Raw genomic sequence first — 19,009 nt, forward strand, 5'->3', positions numbered from 1 at the left:
CCCCCCTGTCGGGTGGTGCGACGAGCCCGCCATGTCTCTCCCGCTTGGTGTGCCCCGGTACCCCTTCCGGACGACCCGACTCCCCATTGGGGAGACTGGCGTTCGTCACGCCCGACGTGCAAACTTACGGCCTTATGCATGGGGCGCATGCCCGCATGTGCAAGCGGCTTTGCCGGACATGGCGGACCGGGGAGGCTTCGGGGTACCGTTCGCGCCACTGAAAAGTTACGGAGCATTTCATGCCCAATCTGTCTTTCGTTTCTCCCACGCGTAACAGTCCCTGGGGCACCTACCTGTCCCAGATCGATGCCGTCGAGCCCTACCTGGGCAAGCTGGCGCGCTGGGTGGAAACGCTGCGCCGGCCCAAGCGCGCGCTGATCGTGGACATCCCCATCGAACTGGACAACGGCACTATCACCCACTTCGAGGGTTACCGCGTGCAGCACAGCCTGACCCGCGGCCCCGGCAAGGGCGGCGTGCGTTATCACCCGGACGTGACGCTGGAAGAAGTGATGGCGTTGTCGGCCTGGATGACGGTGAAGAACGCTGCGGTAAACCTGCCCTACGGTGGCGCGAAGGGCGGTATTCGCCTGGACCCCAAGGCCCTGTCACTCAAGGAGCTGGAAAAGGTCACCCGGCGCTACACCAGCGAGATCGGCATCATCATCGGCCCGACGCAGGACATCCCCGCACCGGACGTGAACACCAACGGCCAGATCATGGCCTGGATGATGGACACCTACTCGATGAACGTGGGGGCCACGGCCACCGGCGTCGTCACCGGCAAGCCGATCCCGCTGGGCGGCTCGCTGGGCCGTGTGGCGGCCACCGGCCGCGGCGTGTTCGTCGTGGGGCGTGAGGCCATGCGCCGCCTGGGCGTGGACATGGACGGCGCCCGTGTGGCCGTCCAGGGCTTCGGCAACGTGGGTTCGGTCGCCGCCAAGATGTTTGCCTCCAACGGCGCCAAGGTCGTGGCCGTGCAGGACCACACCGGCACCATCCTGAACGAGCAGGGCCTGGACATGGTCACCCTGCTGGATCACGTGGCCCAGACCGGTGGCGTGGGCGGCTTCAAGGGCGCGGATCGCATCGAGAATGAACAGTTCTGGGACGTGAAGTCCGACGTGCTGATCCCGGCCGCGCTCGAAGGCCAGATCACCGCTGAACGTGCCAAGCGTCTGCAGACCCGTGTGGTGCTGGAAGGTGCCAACGGCCCGACGACGCCGGACGGCGACGCCGTGCTGGCGGACCGCGGCATCATCGTGGTGCCGGACGTGATTGCCAACGCGGGTGGCGTGACGGTCTCCTACTTCGAGTGGGTGCAGGATTTCTCCTCCTTCTTCTGGACGGAAGACGAGATCAACGTTCGCCTGGACAAGATCCTGATCGGTGCTTTCAAGGGCATCTGGGAAACCTCCGAGCAACACAAGATCCCGCTGCGCACGGCGGCGTTCACGGTGGCATGCACCCGGGTGCTGCAGGCCCGCGAAGAGCGCGGCCTGTATCCCTGACGCCACCCCGGCGTCTGGCTCCCCCTGCCGCTTTGCGGCCGGGGGATCAGGCGAGCTGGATGCGGCGCGGTGGGGCGGCCCAGGAGGCAGGGAGGCCGCCCAGGACCGTGCCAGGGTCCAGCGAACGCAGTGGCACCGATGGGTCTGCCGGAATGCGCTGCTGGGCGACCAGCGCCATATAACGCAGCGCCGAGACCCGCAGGAAGGACGAGAAGTTGCCTACCGCCCCGCGAGCCTGCACCAGCTCGTCGTAGAGCCGGGAAATCAACTGGGTGACCGACAGGCTGTCCCGGGCCGCAATCTCTTCGAGAACCTCCCAATGAAGGTTCTCCAGCCGGATGCTGGTGACCACGCCGTGCAAGCGCACGGAACGGGTACGCGATTCATAACTCTGCGGATCTGCGCTGATGAAGACCTGGCACATCTTGAGCTCCCCTTGACCTTCTGGCGTGTGAACCTCTCGTCACGCCTCAGGCCCGAAGTGACGTGGCGGCAGTTGCGGGCGTGATGACGAGGGTCCCTCGGCCACGCGGCCCATTGTGCGCCGCCTCATTGTGAAATCAGTGGGGAATCAGTGCGAGATGCGCGTGCCCAGCACGGCCAGGAACTGGGCGATCCAGGCCGGGTGTGCCGGCCAGGCTGGCGCAGTGACCAGGACGCCGTCCGTCACCGCCTGGTCCACCGGGATGTCGGCATAGCTGGCGCCCGCCAGTTCCACTTCCGCCGCGCAGGCGGGGTAGGCCGAGACCCGCTTGCCCCGGATCACGCCAGCAGCGGCCAGCAGCTGGGCGCCGTGGCAGATCGCCGCAATGGGCTTGCCGGCCTGGGAAAAGTGCTGCACCAGCGGCAGCACCCCGGGGAGCGTGCGCAGGTATTCCGGGGCCCGTCCGCCAGGGATCACCAGCGCGTCATAGGTCTTGGCGTCGATGTCGTCAAAGCTCGCGTTGAGCGTGAACCGGTGGCCCGGCTTTTCCGAATAGGTCTGCGCGCCCTCGAAATCATGGATGGCGGTCAGGACATGGTCACCGGCTTTCTTGCCGGGGCATACCGCGTGAACCTGGTGGCCCACCGCCAGGAGGGCCTGGAAGGGCACCATGATTTCGTAGTCCTCGACATAGTCGCCAGCCAGCAGCAGAAGCTTCTTGCCCATGGGATGTCTCCAGAATGGAATCGGAACGCCGATTCTGGGAAGGGCACGGCCGCCGCGGGTAGTAGCCGGCTATAAGAACGCTGGCAGTAGGGTTCAGTCGGGGCGTACGGCGGCGGGCCGGGGCCGTGCCAGGGTCACGATGCCGACGGTCATCGCCCAGCAGATCCAGCCCGTCCAGAACGTGTGGCTGGGGTAGTGGGCACCGCGTGCCATCTGGGCCAGGCCGTAGAGCAGCCCCATCATCAGCACACCGGTCAACGCGGCCCGGGCCTGGCGCGGGTAGGCGCGGCGCAGCATGAAGAACAGGCTGAAGAAGGCAAATGCCGAGCTGGCATGGCCGGACGGGAAACAATGGCCCGGGCCCCCATCATTCAGGCCGAAACGCCAGTGGGACACGTAGTGTGCGGTGCCGCCGAACTCCGCCAGGTCCCAGGGGCAACTGGTCGTGCTGCCCTGCTTGATGAGCGGAATCGCCACCAGGCAGACCGCCGTGATCGCCACTGCCAACCAACGCTCCCGCCGTGTCAGGCCGGGCCACAGCGGCCGGACGGCATTGACCAGCAGCACCACGGCCAGCCCGGTGGCCAGCCATCGCCCGCCCTGGTGCAGCAGGCCGGCTGTGAGCCAATGGTTCCGCCAGGCGAATCCGTTGGCGTCGCCAAACCAGCGGACGGCGGACAGATCCAGCCCCAGGGCGTCCCAGGTCAGCACGACCAGCAGCCCCAACACCACCGACCACGCGCCGGCAGACAGGCGTCGCAGTGCCCGCGGATGGGCCGATGTGATGGACGGGCCGGTCGGCGCCATCGTAGGCAGCACGTTGGCGGCGCCCATACCGGTGACGGTCAGTTCGGTCAGGGAAAGTGGCTTCATGGCTGCGCGAGTGGGCCTGCCGCCTCTGAAGCGCCCCTGAAGTGAAACTGAAGCCCACCTGAAGCCGCCGGGGCCGACGCCACCGGCCCCTCAAGGGCATAGGGGGAAAAGGGGGCGCAAAGGGCGGCCAGGGAAGTCCCGGGGCGTGTGAGATCGTTCTGCCGAGCTGCGGCCAGGGCCTGTTATCGTTCCACCGGGACTTCCGACCGCCTCTTCATACGCCTGCCGCCCATGCGATTGCTCCTGCTCGAAGACGATGAACTGCTGGGCAGCGGCCTGCGGGACTTCCTGGCCTCGGAAGGGCATGAGGTCACCTGGGTCACCCGGCTTTCGGAGTTGCTGCCGCGCCAGCATGAGGACGTGGATGCCCTGCTGGTGGACTGGCAACTGCCCGACGGCTCCGGCCTGGACTGGCTGCGAGGTCTGCGCCAACGCGGCGTGGCCATCCCTGCCCTGATGATGACGGCCCGCGATCTGCTTGCTGACCGGCTGCAGGGCCTGGATTCCGGCGCGGACGATTACCTGGTCAAGCCCTTCGCCCCCGAGGAACTGACGGCTCGCCTGCGCGCGGTCAACCGACGCCACATGGGCGCCAGCAGCTCGCAGCGCCAATATGGCGAAGTCTGGCTGGACCTGGCCGCCAAGCGAGCCACCCGCGCCGGCGTGGCGGTAGAGCTGACGGCGCGTGAATGGGCGGTACTGGATGCCCTGGCCCAGCGCGCCGGCCGGCTCTATCCCAAACACGAGCTGGAATTGCAGGTGCTGGGCACGGAGGCCGAGGTGCACAGCAATGCGCTGGAGGTGCACATCTCCAGCCTGCGGCGCAAGCTCGGCCGCAGCCTGATCGAGACGGCGCGCGGCATGGGTTATCGCCTCGGCGTCTGACCGTTGCCCCGCTGGTTGTCGAGTGTGAGCCCCGTTTCGGTCCTGCCCTTTTATCGACATCTGCGCCCATGAGCACTGCCCCCGCACGCAAGCCCTCCATCGCCGGGCGTCTGGCCAGCCAACTGCTGCTGATCTCTGTTTTCTGGGCGCTGGTGGCTGGTGTGTCCGTCTGGCTGGTGGTGCAGGAGGAGGTGGACGAACTGCTGGACGAGACCTTGCAGGCCTCCTCGCAGGTGTTGGGCCAGTTGTTGCGTCAGAGCAGCGCCATCCTGCCGGCCGAGGTGTCGGACGCGGACGACCTGAGCACCCACTTCGCCTGGCAACTCGTCTCGGCGGACGGTCGGTTGTTGCACCGCTCCCCGCTGGCGCCCAGCAAGGCGTGGACTTTGCCGCCCGGCTTTACGGACTGGAAGGATGATGGCAGTGATGGGGATGACTGGCGGGTGCATGTCCGTCCGCTGAAGTCGGATGCTGGGGCCCGTTGGTTGATGGTGGCGCAGACCAGCGCGGAGCGTCGTGAGGTGCGTTCTCGTGTTGGCATGGCCAGCGCCCTGTCGGCCTTGCTGGTGGGCAGCCTGTGCATGATCTGGCTGAATGGCCGGGCCCGGCGCGAACTGAAGCCGCTGGCCCGTCTCAGCGAAGCCTTGGGGCAGTACGACCCGCTGGACAGTCGCCAGAGTTTGCCCGAGCAATCCCGCAGCGAACTGGCGGAGATCCGTGCGGCGGTTCTGGACCTGGGCCAGCGTCTGGCGTTGCGGGTAGCGAATGAGCGTGCCTTCAGTGCCCATGCGGCGCATGCGCTGCGCACGCCGCTGGCCGGCATGGATACCCAGCTGGCCATGGCCTTGCGGGAGGCGCCGGCCGATCAGCGTGAGCGCCTGCAGCGCACACGCGAGGCGGCGGACCGGCTCCGCCGAGTGGTGACGGCGTTGCTGACGCTCTTCCGAAGCGGCATGAGCCTGCAGTGGCAGCGCCTGGATTTGGCGGCGCTGATGGATCATTTGCCATTGCCTGAGAAGCTGGAACTCGATTTGCCGCCTGAGCCCTGGGTCCATGCCGACCCGGATTTACTGGCGGCGGCGCTCATCAACCTGTTGGACAACGCCTGGCGTCACCGGGCCACCCGGCTGGTCCTGCGTTTGCTGCCCCAGCCGGACGGGGGAGTGCTGGTGGAACTGGCAGACGATGGCAGTGGCGTGACTGAATGGCAGCGCGTGGACTTGAACGATGCTTTGGAGCGCCAGCACTACGAGGGCCGAATGGGGTTGGGCCTGATGATGGCGGACTTGGTTGCCCGGGCGCACGGCGGCGACCTGCGCCTTCTCCCCGCCGACCGGGGCTTCGCCGTAGCGCTTCGCCTGGGCCCGCCGCCTCAATAGCGGGGCTGAGAGTCAGCGAAGAGGGCCGCCGCCGGGCCGCCCCAAGGCGGCCCTTAGCCCCCGTGGGGGGCGGGCCTGGGCGCGCCCCAGCGCGAAGCCGATGCATCCAGTCGTGCAGAACGCGCGCAGCGCCGTTCAAGCGGGGCTGAGAGTCAGCGAAGAGGGCCGCCGCCGGGCCGCCCCAAGGCGGCCCTTAGCCCCCGTGGGGGGCGGCCCTGGGCGCGCCCCAGCGCGAAGCCGATGCATCCAGTCGTGCAGAACGCGCGCAGCGCCGTTCAAGCGGGGCTGAGAGTCAGCGAAGAGGGCCGCCGCCGGGCCGCCCCAAGGCGGCCCTTAGCCCCCGTGGGGGGCGGCCCTGGGCGCGCCCCAGCGCGCCCAGGACCGGGGGCACGTTAGGTACACTTGGCCCCGCTATGACGACGCAAGCCGCCCTCACCCATTCTCGTGCCCTTGAAGTGGCACGCCAGGCCCTGAAGGTCGAGGCCGACGCCCTGCTGGCGCTGGGCCCGCGCCTGGGAGACGCCTTCGAACAGGTGGTGCAACTCATCCTGTCCAGCAGCGGCCGTGTGGCCGTGATGGGCATGGGCAAGAGTGGCCATGTGGGCCGCAAGATCGTCGCCACCCTGGCGTCCACCGGCACGCCCTCCTTCTTTGTGCATCCGGCCGAAGCCAGCCATGGCGACCTGGGCATGGTCACCAAGGCCGACATCGTGCTGGCACTCTCCAATTCCGGCGAAAGCGACGAGCTCAACGCCATCATCCCCACCCTCAAGCGCCAGGGCGTGAAGCTGATCGCCATGACCGGCCGCTCGGACTCCTCCCTGGCCCGTCACGCGGACTTCGTGCTGGATTCGCGAGTGGATCAGGAGGCTTGCCCGCTGAACCTGGCGCCCACGGCCAGCACCACCGCGCAGATCGCCCTGGGTGACGCGCTGGCGGTGGCCCTGCTGGACGCGCGGGGCTTCCGCGCCGAAGACTTCGCCCGTTCCCACCCGGGCGGTGCCTTGGGCCGCAAGCTTCTCACCCATGTGCGTGACCTGATGCGCAGCGGCGATGCTCTGCCACGTGTCAAGGCAGACATGACCCTGCTGGAGATGATGCGGGTGATGTCCGCCAAGGGCCTGGGCTGCGCCATCCTGGTGAACGACCAGGAACACGTGACCGGCATCTTCACCGACGGCGACCTGCGCCGCCTCATCGAACGTGGCACCGATCTGCGTGGCCTGACCGCAGGTGACGTCATGCATGGCAGCCCCCGCACCGTGCAGGCCGATGCCCTGGCGGTGGTTGCCGCCGACCTGATGGAATCCGCCCGCATCACCCTGGTACTGGCGGTGGATGAAGAGCAACGCCTGCTCGGCGCCATCAGCATCAACGACCTGATGCGCGCCAAGGTGATCTGATGTCCGTGGTACGAGAACTCCAGCCGGCGCTCCGGTTCCCTCCCGAACTGCTGCTGCTGGCGCAAGGCCCGGCCACCGGGCTCAAGGCCGCCATCTTCGATGTGGATGGTGTGCTCACCGATGGCCGCATCTATATCAGCGAGCGCGGTGAAGACTTCAAGGCCTTCTCCACGCTAGACGGCCATGGCCTGAAGCTGCTGGCCCAGGGCGGTATCCAGCCTATCGTGATCACCGGCCGCGACTCGCCCGCAGTGCGCCGCCGGGTGGCGGACCTGGGTCTCCCCCATGCCGTGTATGGCGCCAAGGACAAGCTCGCGGCCGCCCAACCCGTGCTGGATGGCTTGGGTGTTCGCTGGGAAGAACTGGCCGTCATCGGTGACGACTGGCCCGACCTGCCGCTGATGGTGCGTGCGGGGTTCGCCTGCGCGCCTGCCCAGGCTCATGCGGAAACCAAGGCGGCGGCGCACTACGTCACCCAGGCCGCCGGTGGCCACGGGGCTGCCCGTGAATTCTGCGATCTGCTGCTGATGGCGGCCGGCCAGTACGCCCGGCTCCTGCATGGCCACCTGGATACGCTGGACGGGAGCTCCCGCTGATGGCGGCCGCCCTGGCTCCGCCGCCCACGGGCCCCCGGCGCCGCGTGCAGCCCCTGTTGTGGCGGCTGCAGTCCTTCCTGGCCAGTTATGTGCCGCTGCTGCTGATGGCCGCGCTGGCCGGGTTCACCTGGTGGCTGATCAAGAGTACGCCCCAGATGGAGACGCCGCGTGAGAAGGCGCCGGTGCGCCACGAGCCCGACTACCGCATGCAGGGCTTCGAGCTGGAGCGCTTCAGCAGCGACGGCCGGCTGCTGGCTCGCATCCTGGGCCATGAACTTCGCCATTACCCGGACAACGACACGGTGGAGATCGACGTGCCGGAGCTGCGGGCCTATGGCGAGAAGGGCGAGCTCTTGATCGCGCAGGCGCGGCGTGCCATCTCCAATGGCGATGGCAGCGAGATCCAGCTGCTGGGCGATGTGAAGCTGCACCGCTACCCGAACGGCGACCCGGCCTCCGCGCCGGACCTCGAGCTCTACGGCGAGTTCCTGCATGCCTTCGTGCCCGACCAGAAGATGCGCTCCCACCTGCCCGCCCGGGTGGTAGGCCTGGGCGGTGAAATGCAGGTCCGCAGCTTTGAATACAACAACCTCACCGGGCTGCTGAGCTTCAGCGGTGGTGGCAAGGCGCAGTTCAACGCTCAACCGCGTCGTGCAGCCCCTGCAGCTGCGCCGGCCCGAGCGGCCTCTGCCGCAGCAGCCAGCGCCCGACCCGCCGCTTCGTCGGGTCGGTCTTCCTCTCGTCCCTGAGCTTCGGCCTTGCGGCCCGGCCCCCACATGCCACGTCTTGTCTATATCACCGGTGCCTCCAGCGGCATCGGCCAGGCCCTTGCCCTGCAGTACTACCAGGAGGGATGGTCGCTGGCGCTGGTGGCGCGGCGAGTGGAGGAGCTGACAGCCTGGGCCGAGTCCCAACGGCTGGCGCCGTCGCGCTGGCGTGTCTACCGTGCCGATGTCAGCGACATCGCCGACATCACCGCCACGGGCCGGCGCTGCATCGAGGAGCAAGGGCTGCCGGACGTGGTGATTGCCAATGCCGGTATCAGTATCGGCATGGATACCGCCGTGGAAGAAGACCTGGCGGTGATGCAGCGCATCTATGCCACCAACAACGTGGGTATGGCGGCCACCTTTCAGCCCTTTGTGACGCCGATGCGTGAGCGCCGCAGCGGCACCCTGGTGGGCATTGCCAGCGTGGCGGGTGTGCGTGGCCTGCCGGGCCACGGTGCCTATTCGTCCAGCAAGGCGGCCGTGTTCACCTATTGCGAGAGCTTGCGTGGTGAGTGCCGTCCGGATGGCGTGCGCGTGGTGACGATTGCGCCGGGGTATATCGATACCCCGCTGACGCGCCAGAATCGCTATCGCATGCCATTCCTGATGCAGCCGGAGGCCTTCGCCAAGCGTGCCTTCGAGGCCATCGAGGCGGGCGCTCGGGTGCGTTTCATTCCCTGGCAGATGGGTGTGGTGGCCCGTGTGATGCACGTGTTGCCGGGTGCTGTTTTCGACCGCCTGCTGGTGGGGCGGCCGCGCAAGCATCGGCAAGGTGAATAGAGGCTTGAAACAGGGCCACAAATAGGCCCAGCAACACGCCCGGAACCAGGCCCGGAAGCAGGCCCGATGTGGCGCTAGAAAATGGCCAAGAAGGCCAATAAAAAAGGCACTCCGAGGAGCGCCTTTTTGTTGCGAGGGCCTAGGCCCTCACGGCATGATCGAGTGGATCAGTAGCCGCCACGGCCACCGCCGTAACCACCACCGCCGCTGCCGCCGCTGCCACCACCGTAGCTGCCACGGCTACCGCCGCCGCCGCCACCGCCGTAGCCGCCGCGACCACCGCCGCCGCCGCCACCACCGTAGCCGCCACCGCCGCCGCCGCCACCGTAGCCGCCACGGCCACCGCCGCCGCCGCCACCGAAGCCGCCGCGACCACCGCCGCCGCCGCCGAAGCCGCCACCGCCGCCCGGACGCTCTTCACGAGGACGAGCGATGTTCACCACAATGGCGCGGCCGTCGAGTGCCTGGCCGTTCATGCCGTTGATGGCGGCTTGCGCCTCGGCATCAGTCGCCATTTCCACAAAGCCGAAGCCCTTGGAACGACCGGTCTCGCGGTCCATCATGACCTTTGCAGACGTGACGGTACCGAATTGCGAGAATGCCTCCTGGAGCGTCTCATCTCGCACGCTGTAAGCGAGGTTGCCCACGTATAGCTTGTTTCCCATGGGGAAGCCCTTTCAAAAACCAAATAACCCAATGTGCTGCTTCAACCCATCGTGAACCACTCATACGAAGGCGCTGCATTCAGGCCGTCTGATTATGTGTGACAGGATTGGCGATTCGCAACGCGTCAACCGCGATGTTGTTTTTCGGCTTCTGCGAGCAAACCCCGAGCAGGTGTCAAGAAGATTCAACCATCTTGGTGACGACGTTAAGTAGATGGCAAAAGCTGATCCCGAAGAGAGCCGCCTTTGCAAGTGAATTTCTACTATTGGGTCGTTCCCTCACCATTTGTCACTGTTTGGGGGGTCAGAAGACAGTGATTCGCATCATTTCATTGGTCCCGTCAGTCACCGAACTACTGGTCGCAGTGGGACTTGGGCCCTGGTTGGTCGGTCGCACCGGGTTTTGTACGCATCCCCCAAAAGTGGTGGATGAGATTCCCAAAGTCGGTGGTACGAAAAACCTGAATCTGGAGAAGATCCGCCGTCTGGCGCCCTCACATGTCGTCGTCAATGTTGATGAAAATCGTCTCGAAGATGTCGACGCGATACGACGGATGGGGCCGACGGTGATCGTCACCCACCCCTGCGCACCGGAAGACAACCTGCAGTTGCTGCAGCAATTGGTCCTCCATTTTGCGGGAGAAGTGACAGGGGTTCGGGCGCATGCCGCGCACCTCGAACAGCGTCTGACCCTTGAACTGGGGGAATGCCGGCGGCAGGTCTGGCCGGCCCGTCGGGTGCTGTATCTGATCTGGCGGGCGCCCTGGATGACCGTGGCACAGGACACGTACATTTCGCGCATGCTGGCGGAGGTGGGCTGGTGGACCTGGCCACCGGTCAAAGGCGGCGACACTGGCGCCGCCCGCTATCCGGCGCTGACCGGGGATGAGCCCTGGCTGGAAGACATGGACGAATTGCTCTTGAGTTCCGAACCCTATCGTTTCGGGCCACAGCATGTGGCCGAGGCCCAGGCGCTGTGCCCCCGGGCCCGTGTGCGGCTGGTCGATGGCGAGTTGCTCAGCTGGTACGGCCCGCGCGCCGCCCAGGGTCTGGCTTATCTGCGGAGCCTGGCCCGCGCATGACCGCGCCTGCTGCACGCGTGCTGCTGCTGGAGGACGATCCGGCCATCGCCCAGACGGTGGACTTCGCGCTGAGCCGCGAGGGTTTCGAGGTCCGTTATTGCGGTTGGGTGCATGAGGCGCGAGCCCAGCTCGCCCGGGGCGACCTGGACCTGGCCATCCTCGATGTCGGCCTGCCGGACGGCAACGGCCTGGACCTCTGCCGTGAGATGCGCCAGGGGCCCCAGGCGCGTTTGCCCATCCTGGTGCTCAGCGCACGCAGCGAGGAAGGCGACAAGGTGCTTGGCCTGGAGCTGGGCGCCGATGACTACCTGGCCAAGCCCTTCAGTCCGCGTGAGCTGGTTGCACGGGTGCGGGCCTTGCTGCGCCGTTCGCAGGCGCCGGCGGAGCCGCCGGTCAGGACGATCGGCGGTTTTGTCATCGAGGCTGAAGGTTCGCGGGTGCGCTTCCATGGCGAGCTGCTGCCGCTCACGCGGCGGGAGCTGGGCCTGCTGCTGCGTCTGCTGAGCGCACCGCGACGCATCCACTCGCGCGAGGTGCTGCTGGATGCGGTGTGGGGCATGGAGGCCGACAGCGGCGATCGCACCGTGGACACCCACATCAAGACCCTGCGCGCAAAGCTGCGCCAGGTGCGCCCGGACCTCGACCCCATCCGCACCCATCGCGGCATGGGTTATTCGCTGGAGTGACGGCGCATGCGTCTGGGCCTGCGGGTGTTCTTCGGCTTCTTCCTGATCGCGGGCCTGAGCTCCCTCATCTTGCTGCGCGTGGTGCTGGGCGAGGTGAAGCCCAGCGTGCGCGAGGTGATGGAAGACATCATGGTGGACACCGCCAACCTGCTGGCGGAGCTGGCGGCCGATGACCTGGCGTCGCTGCCTGCAGGGGGGGCACTGGACCAGACGCCATTCGCACGGCAGGTCAGGGACTATGCCAACCGTCCGGTGGATGTGCACATCTGGGGCCTGCGCAAGCAGACGCTGGATTTCCGCATCTACGTGACCGACCCCCAGGGGCAGGTGATCTTCGACACCGTGCAGGGGCCGGGCTCCGCGTTGGGGCAGGACTACTCCCGCTGGAACGATGTGGCCCGCACGCTGCGGGGTGGCTACGGCGCCCGCTCCACCCAGGACCGCTACGGGGGAGACGTCAGCCCCGTCATGTATGTGGCCGCCCCGGTGTATGCGCAGGGCCGGCTGCTGGGTGTGCTGACGGTGGCCAAGCCGGTGGCCACGGTGCAGCGTTTCATCGACCGGGCAGAACGCCGCATCTGGGCGGCCGGTCTTGGCCTGCTGGCGGTCTCCCTGGCCATCGGCGTGGCGGTGACCTTGTGGGTGGTGGGCCATGTGCGACGGCTGCGTCGTTATGCGCAGGGCGTGCAGATGGGCCAGCGCCAGCCGCCGCCCAAGGTGCCGGGCGAACTCGGCGAGTTGGCCCAGGCCATGGATGCGATGCGGGAGCGGCTGGATGGCCGCGAGCGCATGGAGCATCTGGCCCGTGCTCTCACGCATGAGCTGAAGAGTCCGCTGGCGGCCCTGCGCGGCGCTGGCGAGCTGTTGCAGGACGACCTGGCGCCGGCGGATCGGCAACGTTTCGCGGCGCAGGTGGTGGCGCAGAGCGAGCGGATGACCGAACTGGTGGAGCGGCTGCTGGCGCTCTCCGCCCTGGAATTGCGGCGCGGGCCTGAACACCCCCGTGCGCTGCGGGTGGATGAAGCGGTGGACCTTGTACTGGCGGAGGCAGGGGATCGGCTCCAGCAACGCGACATGACAGTGCATTGGCAACGCCGTGACCTCGTGACGCTCCAGGCCGACCCCGAATTGCTATCCCTGGCGCTGAGCAACCTGCTGAGCAATGCCGTGGACTTCAGCCCGCCGGGATCGACGCTGACGGTGAGCGTGGGCCAGGACGGCGCAGGCGCCTGCTGGTTCGAACTGCGCGACCACGGACCGGGTGTTCCGGCCGCAGCCTTCGGGCAACTGGGCCAGCGCTTTTTCTCCACCGCCCGGCCCGGCAGCCTGCGCAAAGGGTCGGGCCTGGGCCTGGCGATCGTGCGGCAGATCGCCGGCCTGCACGGCTGGCAGCTGAGTTTTCTGCCCGCCGACCCCGGCCTGCGAGTTCGGCTGGACTTCGCCCCCCACTTCACACGCACTTCACAAACTTCGCCCTGAGCTCACACGCCGTTTTCACACTGCCGTCTTCCCTGTGAAGGAGCAAGACAAGTGAAAACGAAAGCGCTTTGGGTGAAGTTGGCCATCCTTGCGGCAGTCACCCTGCTGCTGCTGGTGGTGCTGGCCCGTATCGGCTGGCTGGTGGATGAACGCCAGCAACGTCAGCGGGAGGCCGCCGACAACGTGGCCGCCTCCCAAGCTGGTGAACAGATGCTGCTGGGTCCGATGCTGTCGCGCTGGTGCGTTGAAAACTGGGAGGAAACTCAGGGCACCGGCAAGGATTTGCGGGTGGAGCGCCAGCGGCGCGAGTTCACCCTGATGCAGTTTCCCGTGCGCCTGAACGTGGACGGTGAGCTCAACCAGGAGACCCGTTACCGCAGCCTGTTCAAGGTCCGCGGTTATGCCGGGCGGGTGGCGCTGAAGGCGCACTTCGCCGATCTGGCCGGGCTGGTACCTGTGGCCGAGCACAAGGACGGGGTCCTGACCTGCTCAGACCCGCAGATGGTCGTCTCGGTCTCGGATCCGCGCGGTCTGCAGGCGGTGGAGATCCGCCGGGGTGAAGAAGCGCTGACTGTGGTGTCGGGCACCACCAACAGCGCCTACCCCCGCGGCCTGCACGCCGCATTGCGGGGCCAGGCCCTGGACCAGCCGCTGGACCTGGCCGTGACCCTGCAACTGACGGGCACCACTCGTTTTGCGGTGGTGCCTGCGGCATCCGCCACCGACGTGACGCTGCGCTCCAATTGGCCGCATCCGAGCTTTGGTGGCCGCTTCCTGCCTTCGCCCGCCACACGCACCATCGACGCCAACGGCTTCTCCGCGCAGTGGACCGTGTCCGAACTGGCCACCGATGCGATGACGGACGTGCTCAAGGGAAACAAGCAGCCCGATTCGCTGGACTTCTCCATGGTGGACCCGGTCAATCCCTACGTGATGAGCGACCGCGCCATCAAGTACGGCCTTATGTTCATCGTCCTGACCTTTGTCTGCGTGGGCATGCTGGAGTTGCTGGCCGGCCGCCGTGTGCACCCCGTGCAATACCTGCTGGTGGGCCTGGCGATCAGCCTGTTCTTCCTGCTGCTGCTCAGCCTCTCCGAGCACCTGAGCTTTGCCGGGTCCTATGGTGCGGCGGCCGCAGCCGTGGTCCTGCTGCTGGGCTATTACGGTGCGGCGATGCTGGGCCAAACCAGCCGGGGACTGGGCTTCGGCACCTTGGTCGCCCTGTTGTACGGTGCGCTGTATGTGGTGCTCATCCAGGAACAGGCGGCTTTGCTCATCGGTGCATTGCTGCTGTTCTCCGTGCTCACCATCGTGATGGTGCTCACCCGACGCATTGACTGGTATGCGCTGCAAGGCAGCCTGGACGCATCAGCGACACGCAAACCCGCCGCCGCATCGCGCACCTCGGGAACAACGCCATTGCCTGACTGGACGCCTTGAGCCAGCATGGGGCTCAAAAAGCCCCATGAGGCTGCACCCATGCGAGACCCCTTCGGAGACCTGCGGTTTGACTACATCATCATCGGTGCCGGAACGGCCGGCTGCCTGCTCGCGAACCGGCTGAGTGCCGACGCCGACAAGCGGGTGCTGCTGCTGGAGGCCGGCGGGCGGGACGACTACCACTGGATCCACATCCCTGTGGGTTACCTCTATTGCATCGGCAACCCCCGCACGGACTGGCTGTTCAAGACCGAACCCGACCCCGGCCTGAACGGCCGCAGTCTGCGCTACCCCCGGGGCAAAGTGCTGGGCGGCTGCTCCAGCATCAACGGCATGATCTACATGCGGGGCCAGTCTCGGGACTACGACGGCTGGGCCTCGCTGACCGGCGACGACGCTTGGCGGTGGGACGCCGTGCTGCCGTTCTTCAAACAGCATGAGCATCACTGGCGGCTGGATCCGGGCGCGGAGCAGCCGGCGGGCTTCGACCCGGCGTACCACGGCCATGGTGGTGAATGGCGGGTGGAGAAGCAACGGCTGCGTTGGGCGGTGCTGGACGCGTTTTCGGCGGCGGCCCAGGAGGCCGGCATCCCCGCATCCTGCGACTTCAACACCGGCAACAACGAAGGCGTGGGCTACTTCGAGGTCAACCAGCGCGGTGGCTGGCGCTGGAACACGGCCAAGGCCTTCCTGCGACCCACCTGCATGGCCCGGCCCAATGTCGAGATGTGGACAGGTGCCCACGCCCAGCGCCTGCTGCTGGCCGATGGCGGTGGTGGAACACGCTGTGAGGGCGTGGAAATCCGCACGCCGCAGGGCCTGGAGGTGGCGGGCCTCAATCCCGGGGGCCAGGTGTTGCTGGCGGCCGGGGCGATCGGATCACCGCAGCTGCTGCAGCTGTCCGGGCTCGGGCCGGCGGAACTGCTTCAACGCCACGGCATCGCCGTGCATCAGGATCTGCCTGGGGTCGGGGCCAACCTGCAGGACCATCTGCAGATCCGCGCCGTGTTCAAGGTCCAGGGCGTCAACACGCTCAACACGTTGGCCAGCAGTTGGTTCGGCAAGGCACGCATCGGCCTGGAATACGCCTTGCGGCGCAGCGGGCCCATGAGCATGGCGCCCTCGCAGCTGGGCGCGTTTGCCAGGAGTTCGTCGGCCCAGGGCTGGCCGGATCTCCAATATCACGTGCAGCCGCTGTCGCTGGACGCCTTTGGTGAGCCGTTGCATGGCTTCAATGCGTTCACCGCCAGCGTGTGCAACCTCAACCCGACCAGCCGGGGCAGCGTGCAGTTGCGCAGCCCGGATGCGGCCGCGCCGCCACGCATTGCGCCCAACTACCTGAGCACGGAGGCGGACCGGCGAGTCGCTGCGGACAGCCTGCGCCTGACGCGACGCATCGTGGCGCAGCCGGCGCTGGCGCGCTATCAGCCGCAGGAATACAAGCCAGGCCCGCAGTACCAGACGGACGAGGAACTGGCGCGCCTGGCGGGCGACATCGCCACCACCATCTTCCATCCCGTGGGCACCTGCCGCATGGGCCGGGCGGACGATCCGCAGGCGGTGGTGGACAGCCACCTGCGGGTGCGTGGCGTGTCCGGCCTGCGGGTGATCGACGCGAGCGTCATGCCCACGATCACCAGCGGCAACACCAATTCACCGACGCTGATGATCGCGGAGCGAGCCGCCGCCTGGCTGCGGCGGGGTGAGTGACAGTCAGCCCGAGCGTGCGGCCCAAGCGTGCAGCCAGAGCGTTCAGCTTGAGAAGCGCTCTTCCAGATACGCCAGCAGCGTACGGAGGGTTTGCGCCTCGCCGCCCACCGGCCGGCCGGGGCGGGGCACATCGTTCCAGGCGAACAGGTCGATGTGCAGCCAATCCTGGCCGTCCGGCACAAAGGCTTCCAGGAACAGCGCCGCGTTGATGGCACCGGCCAGGGCGCTGCGGCCCGTGTTGACGATGTCGCCGATGCTGGAGGCGATGCCTTCCTTGTAGGGCGCCCACAGCGGCATGTGCCACAGGGGGTCGTCCATCTTGAAGCCGAGGTCCACCAGATCACGCGCGGTGTCCATGTGCCGGGAGAACAGCGCCGGCAATTGGGCGCCCAGGGCGATGCGGGCGGCACCAGTGAGCGTGGCCATGTCGATGATCAGTTCGGGCTTGAACTCGGCGGCGTAGGCCAGGGCGTCGCTCAGGATCACGCGGCCTTCGGCATCGGTGTTGCCGATCTCGATGTGCAGGCCGGCGCGGGTCTTGATGACATCGCCCGGGCGGTAGGCATTGCCCGATATCGAGTTTTCGACAGCCGGGATCAGCACCTGCAGGCGCACCGGCAGCTTCAGGGCCATGATCAGCGTGGACAGGCCCAGCACGTTGGCGGCGCCGCCCATGTCCTTCTTCATCTGGCGCATGCCGTCGGCCGGCTTGATGTCCAGGCCGCCGGTGTCAAAGCACACGCCCTTGCCCACCAGGGTCAGGCGAGGGTGCTTGTCGCTGCCCCAGTTCAATTCGATCAGGCGCGGCGCGCGGTGGCTGGCACGGCCCACGGCATGGATGGCCGGGAAGTTCTTCTTGAGCAGATCGTCGCCGACCACCTCCTTGAACTTGGCACCATGCTGCTTGGCGACCACGGCGGCAGCACGCGAGAGTTCTTCCGGCCCCATGTGCTCTGCCGGCGTGTTGACCAGGTCGCGCACGGCGCTGATCGCGGTGGCCAGGGCCAGGCCGCGCTGGCCATCCGGACTGGTCTTGACCAGCAGTTGGGCCGGCGCGCGCTTGCGCGGCTTGTACAGGTCGAACTGGTAGCAGCCCAGCTCCCAGGACAGGGCGGCCGCCTCTTCCTGCAGCTTCAGGCCTTCCGGGGACAGGGTGTAGTCGCCCTCCGGCAGCGCCATCGGCAGGGCCGACAGGGCATACGGGTGGGCCGCATGGGCCACGCCTGCGAACACCTGGGCCAGCTTGCCGTCATCGCCCGGGATCAGCGCGAAGGTGTCCGGTGCGGCACTGAAGCCCAGCGTCGCCAGCCACTGCTGGGTTCGCTTGGGCAGTTGGGGCGCCAGAGTCTGGTAGGTGGCGCGGTCCACCGCGAGGATGGGCGTGGCACGGGCCACCGAGCTCTTGAATTGGACGTTCATCGATCTTGCCGTTGGGCTGGAAAAAGGCGGCCCTGGTCGGGGCCGGGGGTAGAGCGCGATTCTCGCCTGGGGTGGCCGCCTGGACACAAGTGACCTGCGGCCGGTGCCAGGGACAACGGTTCCCGGTGAGGAATGGTGGACGGCCGGGGCCGCAGCGCTGGGCGATCAGCGGCTCATTGCTCGGCGCCCAGCACTCAAGGAGGCTCTGCATCACTCCTCGCGGCCGAGGCGACCCCGCTTCGTGCGGTCCGCGGCCTTGCAAATCCATAGCGCCGGCTAGGGCTGTGGTTTGCGCCTTGCGCCCCATCCCGAATTCAGGGCCACCTCGGCTCGCGGGTGATGCAGAGATTCCTTAACAGGCCTGGCGTAGCCGGCACAGCAGCGCCTGGGCCGCCGCCGTGGTGCCCGCCGGCGCGGAAGCGCTGGCGGCTGTCATGGCCGGGTTCTCCACGGCTGCCTGGACCAGCCGCTGGGCCGCACCAGGTTGGGGCAAAACCGGGCCGATGAAACACAGCCGCTCCTGCTGCCCGATCAGCAGGGTGGGGAAGGTCTCCACTTCCAGGTCGTCCACCAGTTCGGCGTCGTCCTCGATGTCCACCCAGATGAATCGGGCGCCAGGGTATTGCTGTCGCAACTGGGCAAAGTCGTCCCGGTAGGTATCGCACACCCGGCACCAGGCGGCACACAGGCAGGCCACCAGCAAGGTTGATGCAGGCGTCTGCCCGTCAGCGGCAGGGCCGGCGGGAGACATGGAGGCGGAAGGCAACACGGACATGCCGGGCAGCTTAGCCACAAACCCGGCGTGGCGACGAGCGAAGGCAACAAAGTCCCGTTGCACCCCTGCGACGGTCGAACATGAAATGTTCTTTAAAAGAACGCAACAACCCGATGCAGTGTTTCGGTGCATCACAGGCGTCTGGAATTGTTAGATGCTTGTCAACGGGGCGTAGACCGGCCGCGTTAGGTGCCACAAAGCGGTCATTGCCCGCTTGGAAGCCAGAAGGTCCAAGACCATGATGAAGTCCCAATCCCGTACCGAATCCCAAACCCGTCGCGCGCCGCTGCCCGAGTGGCAGAACGACAAGGGCCGCAAGCACGAGGCCTTTGAAGTGGCCAGCCTGGGCTGCGACCGCCGTAGCGTCGCCCGCGCCCTGCGCTTCGACCGCAAGCGCTGAGCGCTG

19 protein-coding genes are annotated in these 19,009 nt (G+C 67.2%); 13 read left to right on the forward strand and 6 right to left on the reverse strand.

Annotated elements, in window-relative coordinates:
• Positions 1 to 239 precede the first annotated feature (239 nt).
• Complete coding sequence (locus BMY53_RS22120; RefSeq protein ID WP_092948766.1) at positions 240 to 1,511, forward strand: Glu/Leu/Phe/Val family dehydrogenase; 1,272 nt, start codon at positions 240 to 242, stop codon at positions 1,509 to 1,511.
• A gap of 46 nt (positions 1,512 to 1,557) precedes the next feature.
• Here the strand turns inward: BMY53_RS22120 and BMY53_RS22125 are convergent, their stop codons facing one another.
• The 3 genes from BMY53_RS22125 to BMY53_RS22135 form a co-directional block, all read right to left on the reverse strand.
• The gene (locus BMY53_RS22125; protein ID WP_092948768.1) at positions 1,558 to 1,935 is read right to left on the reverse strand and encodes a ribbon-helix-helix domain-containing protein; all 378 of its coding nucleotides are present in this window, start codon (positions 1,933 to 1,935) and stop codon (positions 1,558 to 1,560) included.
• A gap of 147 nt (positions 1,936 to 2,082) precedes the next feature.
• A complete protein-coding gene (locus tag BMY53_RS22130; RefSeq protein ID WP_092948770.1) occupies positions 2,083 to 2,661 on the reverse strand; it encodes a DJ-1/PfpI family protein in 579 nt (192 codons plus the stop codon).
• Positions 2,662 to 2,754: 93 nt separating this feature from the next.
• Entirely contained in the window at positions 2,755 to 3,534 is a 780-nt protein-coding gene (locus tag BMY53_RS22135; RefSeq protein ID WP_255370331.1) for a phosphatase PAP2 family protein, read from the reverse strand.
• Positions 3,535 to 3,765: 231 nt separating this feature from the next.
• Here BMY53_RS22135 and BMY53_RS22140 point away from each other — a divergent pair, with 231 nt between their 5' ends.
• The 6 genes from BMY53_RS22140 (at position 3,766) to BMY53_RS22165 (ending at position 9,347) form a co-directional block, all read left to right on the forward strand.
• Complete coding sequence (locus BMY53_RS22140; RefSeq protein ID WP_092948772.1) at positions 3,766 to 4,419, forward strand: response regulator transcription factor; 654 nt, start codon at positions 3,766 to 3,768, stop codon at positions 4,417 to 4,419.
• A 68-nt stretch (positions 4,420 to 4,487) separates the two neighbouring features.
• Complete coding sequence (locus tag BMY53_RS22145) at positions 4,488 to 5,798, forward strand: sensor histidine kinase (protein ID WP_092948774.1); 1,311 nt, start codon at positions 4,488 to 4,490, stop codon at positions 5,796 to 5,798.
• A 413-nt stretch (positions 5,799 to 6,211) separates the two neighbouring features.
• Positions 6,212 to 7,201, forward strand: a complete 990-nt coding sequence (locus tag BMY53_RS22150; protein ID WP_092948776.1) for a KpsF/GutQ family sugar-phosphate isomerase — start codon at positions 6,212 to 6,214, stop codon at positions 7,199 to 7,201.
• A complete protein-coding gene (locus BMY53_RS22155; protein WP_092948778.1) occupies positions 7,201 to 7,797 on the forward strand; it encodes a KdsC family phosphatase in 597 nt (198 codons plus the stop codon). The genes BMY53_RS22150 and BMY53_RS22155 overlap by 1 nt, the downstream gene beginning before the upstream one ends.
• Positions 7,797 to 8,546, forward strand: a complete 750-nt coding sequence (gene lptC / locus BMY53_RS22160; RefSeq protein ID WP_092948780.1) for an LPS export ABC transporter periplasmic protein LptC — start codon at positions 7,797 to 7,799, stop codon at positions 8,544 to 8,546. Before BMY53_RS22155 ends, lptC begins: the two co-directional genes overlap by 1 nt.
• A 27-nt stretch (positions 8,547 to 8,573) precedes the next feature.
• Positions 8,574 to 9,347, forward strand: coding sequence for an SDR family oxidoreductase (locus BMY53_RS22165; RefSeq protein ID WP_092948782.1), 774 nt, complete (start codon positions 8,574 to 8,576; stop codon positions 9,345 to 9,347).
• Positions 9,348 to 9,514: 167 nt separating this feature from the next.
• Here the strand turns inward: BMY53_RS22165 and BMY53_RS26095 are convergent, their stop codons facing one another.
• Positions 9,515 to 10,012: an RNA recognition motif domain-containing protein gene (locus BMY53_RS26095; protein WP_092948784.1), complete on the reverse strand. Its 498-nt coding sequence runs from the start codon at positions 10,010 to 10,012 to the stop codon at positions 9,515 to 9,517.
• A gap of 314 nt (positions 10,013 to 10,326) precedes the next feature.
• Here BMY53_RS26095 and BMY53_RS22175 point away from each other — a divergent pair, with 314 nt between their 5' ends.
• From BMY53_RS22175 to BMY53_RS22195, 5 genes are read left to right on the forward strand one after another with little or no spacing between them, the layout of a single operon-like run.
• A complete protein-coding gene (locus tag BMY53_RS22175) occupies positions 10,327 to 11,094 on the forward strand; it encodes a helical backbone metal receptor (protein WP_310732127.1) in 768 nt (255 codons plus the stop codon).
• Complete coding sequence (creB, locus tag BMY53_RS22180) at positions 11,091 to 11,780, forward strand: two-component system response regulator CreB (protein WP_092948786.1); 690 nt, start codon at positions 11,091 to 11,093, stop codon at positions 11,778 to 11,780. The genes BMY53_RS22175 and creB overlap by 4 nt, the downstream gene beginning before the upstream one ends.
• 6 nt (positions 11,781 to 11,786) lie before the next feature.
• A complete protein-coding gene (gene creC / locus BMY53_RS22185; RefSeq protein ID WP_092948788.1) occupies positions 11,787 to 13,259 on the forward strand; it encodes a two-component system sensor histidine kinase CreC in 1,473 nt (490 codons plus the stop codon).
• Between the two features lie 51 nt (positions 13,260 to 13,310).
• Positions 13,311 to 14,699, forward strand: coding sequence for a cell envelope integrity protein CreD (gene creD, locus BMY53_RS22190; protein WP_092948790.1), 1,389 nt, complete (start codon positions 13,311 to 13,313; stop codon positions 14,697 to 14,699).
• A 39-nt stretch (positions 14,700 to 14,738) separates the two neighbouring features.
• Positions 14,739 to 16,409: a GMC family oxidoreductase gene (locus BMY53_RS22195; protein WP_092948792.1), complete on the forward strand. Its 1,671-nt coding sequence runs from the start codon at positions 14,739 to 14,741 to the stop codon at positions 16,407 to 16,409.
• A 42-nt stretch (positions 16,410 to 16,451) separates the two neighbouring features.
• Here BMY53_RS22195 and BMY53_RS22200 read toward each other — a convergent pair whose 3' ends face one another.
• Both BMY53_RS22200 and BMY53_RS22205 read right to left on the reverse strand, forming a co-directional pair.
• Positions 16,452 to 17,828: a leucyl aminopeptidase family protein gene (locus BMY53_RS22200; RefSeq protein ID WP_092948794.1), complete on the reverse strand. Its 1,377-nt coding sequence runs from the start codon at positions 17,826 to 17,828 to the stop codon at positions 16,452 to 16,454.
• Positions 17,829 to 18,180: 352 nt separating this feature from the next.
• Positions 18,181 to 18,603 carry a thioredoxin family protein gene (locus BMY53_RS22205; protein WP_255370332.1) on the reverse strand — a complete coding sequence of 141 codons (423 nt, stop codon included), beginning with the start codon at positions 18,601 to 18,603 and terminating at the stop codon, positions 18,181 to 18,183.
• Positions 18,604 to 18,841: 238 nt separating this feature from the next.
• Here BMY53_RS22205 and BMY53_RS26100 point away from each other — a divergent pair, with 238 nt between their 5' ends.
• Positions 18,842 to 19,003, forward strand: a complete 162-nt coding sequence (locus tag BMY53_RS26100) for a hypothetical protein (protein ID WP_177200997.1) — start codon at positions 18,842 to 18,844, stop codon at positions 19,001 to 19,003.
• Positions 19,004 to 19,009 lie beyond the last annotated feature (6 nt).

It is taken from the genome of Roseateles sp. YR242, assembly GCF_900109745.1.
GTDB lineage: Bacteria > Pseudomonadota > Gammaproteobacteria > Burkholderiales > Burkholderiaceae_C > Roseateles.

Excerpts from the sequence above, each read along its gene's own strand:
- BMY53_RS22120 (WP_092948766.1), top strand. The coding sequence starts at position 240 with ATGCCCAATCTGTCTTTCGTTTCTCCCACGCGTAACAGTCCCTGGGGC.
- BMY53_RS22125 (WP_092948768.1), bottom strand. The coding sequence starts at position 1,935 with ATGTGCCAGGTCTTCATCAGCGCAGATCCGCAGAGTTATGAATCGCGT.
- BMY53_RS22130 (WP_092948770.1), bottom strand. The coding sequence starts at position 2,661 with ATGGGCAAGAAGCTTCTGCTGCTGGCTGGCGACTATGTCGAGGACTAC.
- BMY53_RS22135 (WP_255370331.1), bottom strand. The coding sequence starts at position 3,534 with ATGAAGCCACTTTCCCTGACCGAACTGACCGTCACCGGTATGGGCGCC.
- BMY53_RS22140 (WP_092948772.1), top strand. The coding sequence starts at position 3,766 with ATGCGATTGCTCCTGCTCGAAGACGATGAACTGCTGGGCAGCGGCCTG.
- BMY53_RS22145 (WP_092948774.1), top strand. The coding sequence starts at position 4,488 with ATGAGCACTGCCCCCGCACGCAAGCCCTCCATCGCCGGGCGTCTGGCC.
- BMY53_RS22150 (WP_092948776.1), top strand. The coding sequence starts at position 6,212 with ATGACGACGCAAGCCGCCCTCACCCATTCTCGTGCCCTTGAAGTGGCA.
- BMY53_RS22155 (WP_092948778.1), top strand. The coding sequence starts at position 7,201 with ATGTCCGTGGTACGAGAACTCCAGCCGGCGCTCCGGTTCCCTCCCGAA.
- lptC (WP_092948780.1), top strand. The coding sequence starts at position 7,797 with ATGGCGGCCGCCCTGGCTCCGCCGCCCACGGGCCCCCGGCGCCGCGTG.
- BMY53_RS22165 (WP_092948782.1), top strand. The coding sequence starts at position 8,574 with ATGCCACGTCTTGTCTATATCACCGGTGCCTCCAGCGGCATCGGCCAG.
- BMY53_RS26095 (WP_092948784.1), bottom strand. The coding sequence starts at position 10,012 with ATGGGAAACAAGCTATACGTGGGCAACCTCGCTTACAGCGTGCGAGAT.
- creB (WP_092948786.1), top strand. The coding sequence starts at position 11,091 with ATGACCGCGCCTGCTGCACGCGTGCTGCTGCTGGAGGACGATCCGGCC.
- creC (WP_092948788.1), top strand. The coding sequence starts at position 11,787 with ATGCGTCTGGGCCTGCGGGTGTTCTTCGGCTTCTTCCTGATCGCGGGC.
- BMY53_RS22195 (WP_092948792.1), top strand. The coding sequence starts at position 14,739 with ATGCGAGACCCCTTCGGAGACCTGCGGTTTGACTACATCATCATCGGT.
- BMY53_RS22200 (WP_092948794.1), bottom strand. The coding sequence starts at position 17,828 with ATGAACGTCCAATTCAAGAGCTCGGTGGCCCGTGCCACGCCCATCCTC.
- BMY53_RS22205 (WP_255370332.1), bottom strand. The coding sequence starts at position 18,603 with ATGTCCGTGTTGCCTTCCGCCTCCATGTCTCCCGCCGGCCCTGCCGCT.
- BMY53_RS26100 (WP_177200997.1), top strand. The coding sequence starts at position 18,842 with ATGATGAAGTCCCAATCCCGTACCGAATCCCAAACCCGTCGCGCGCCG.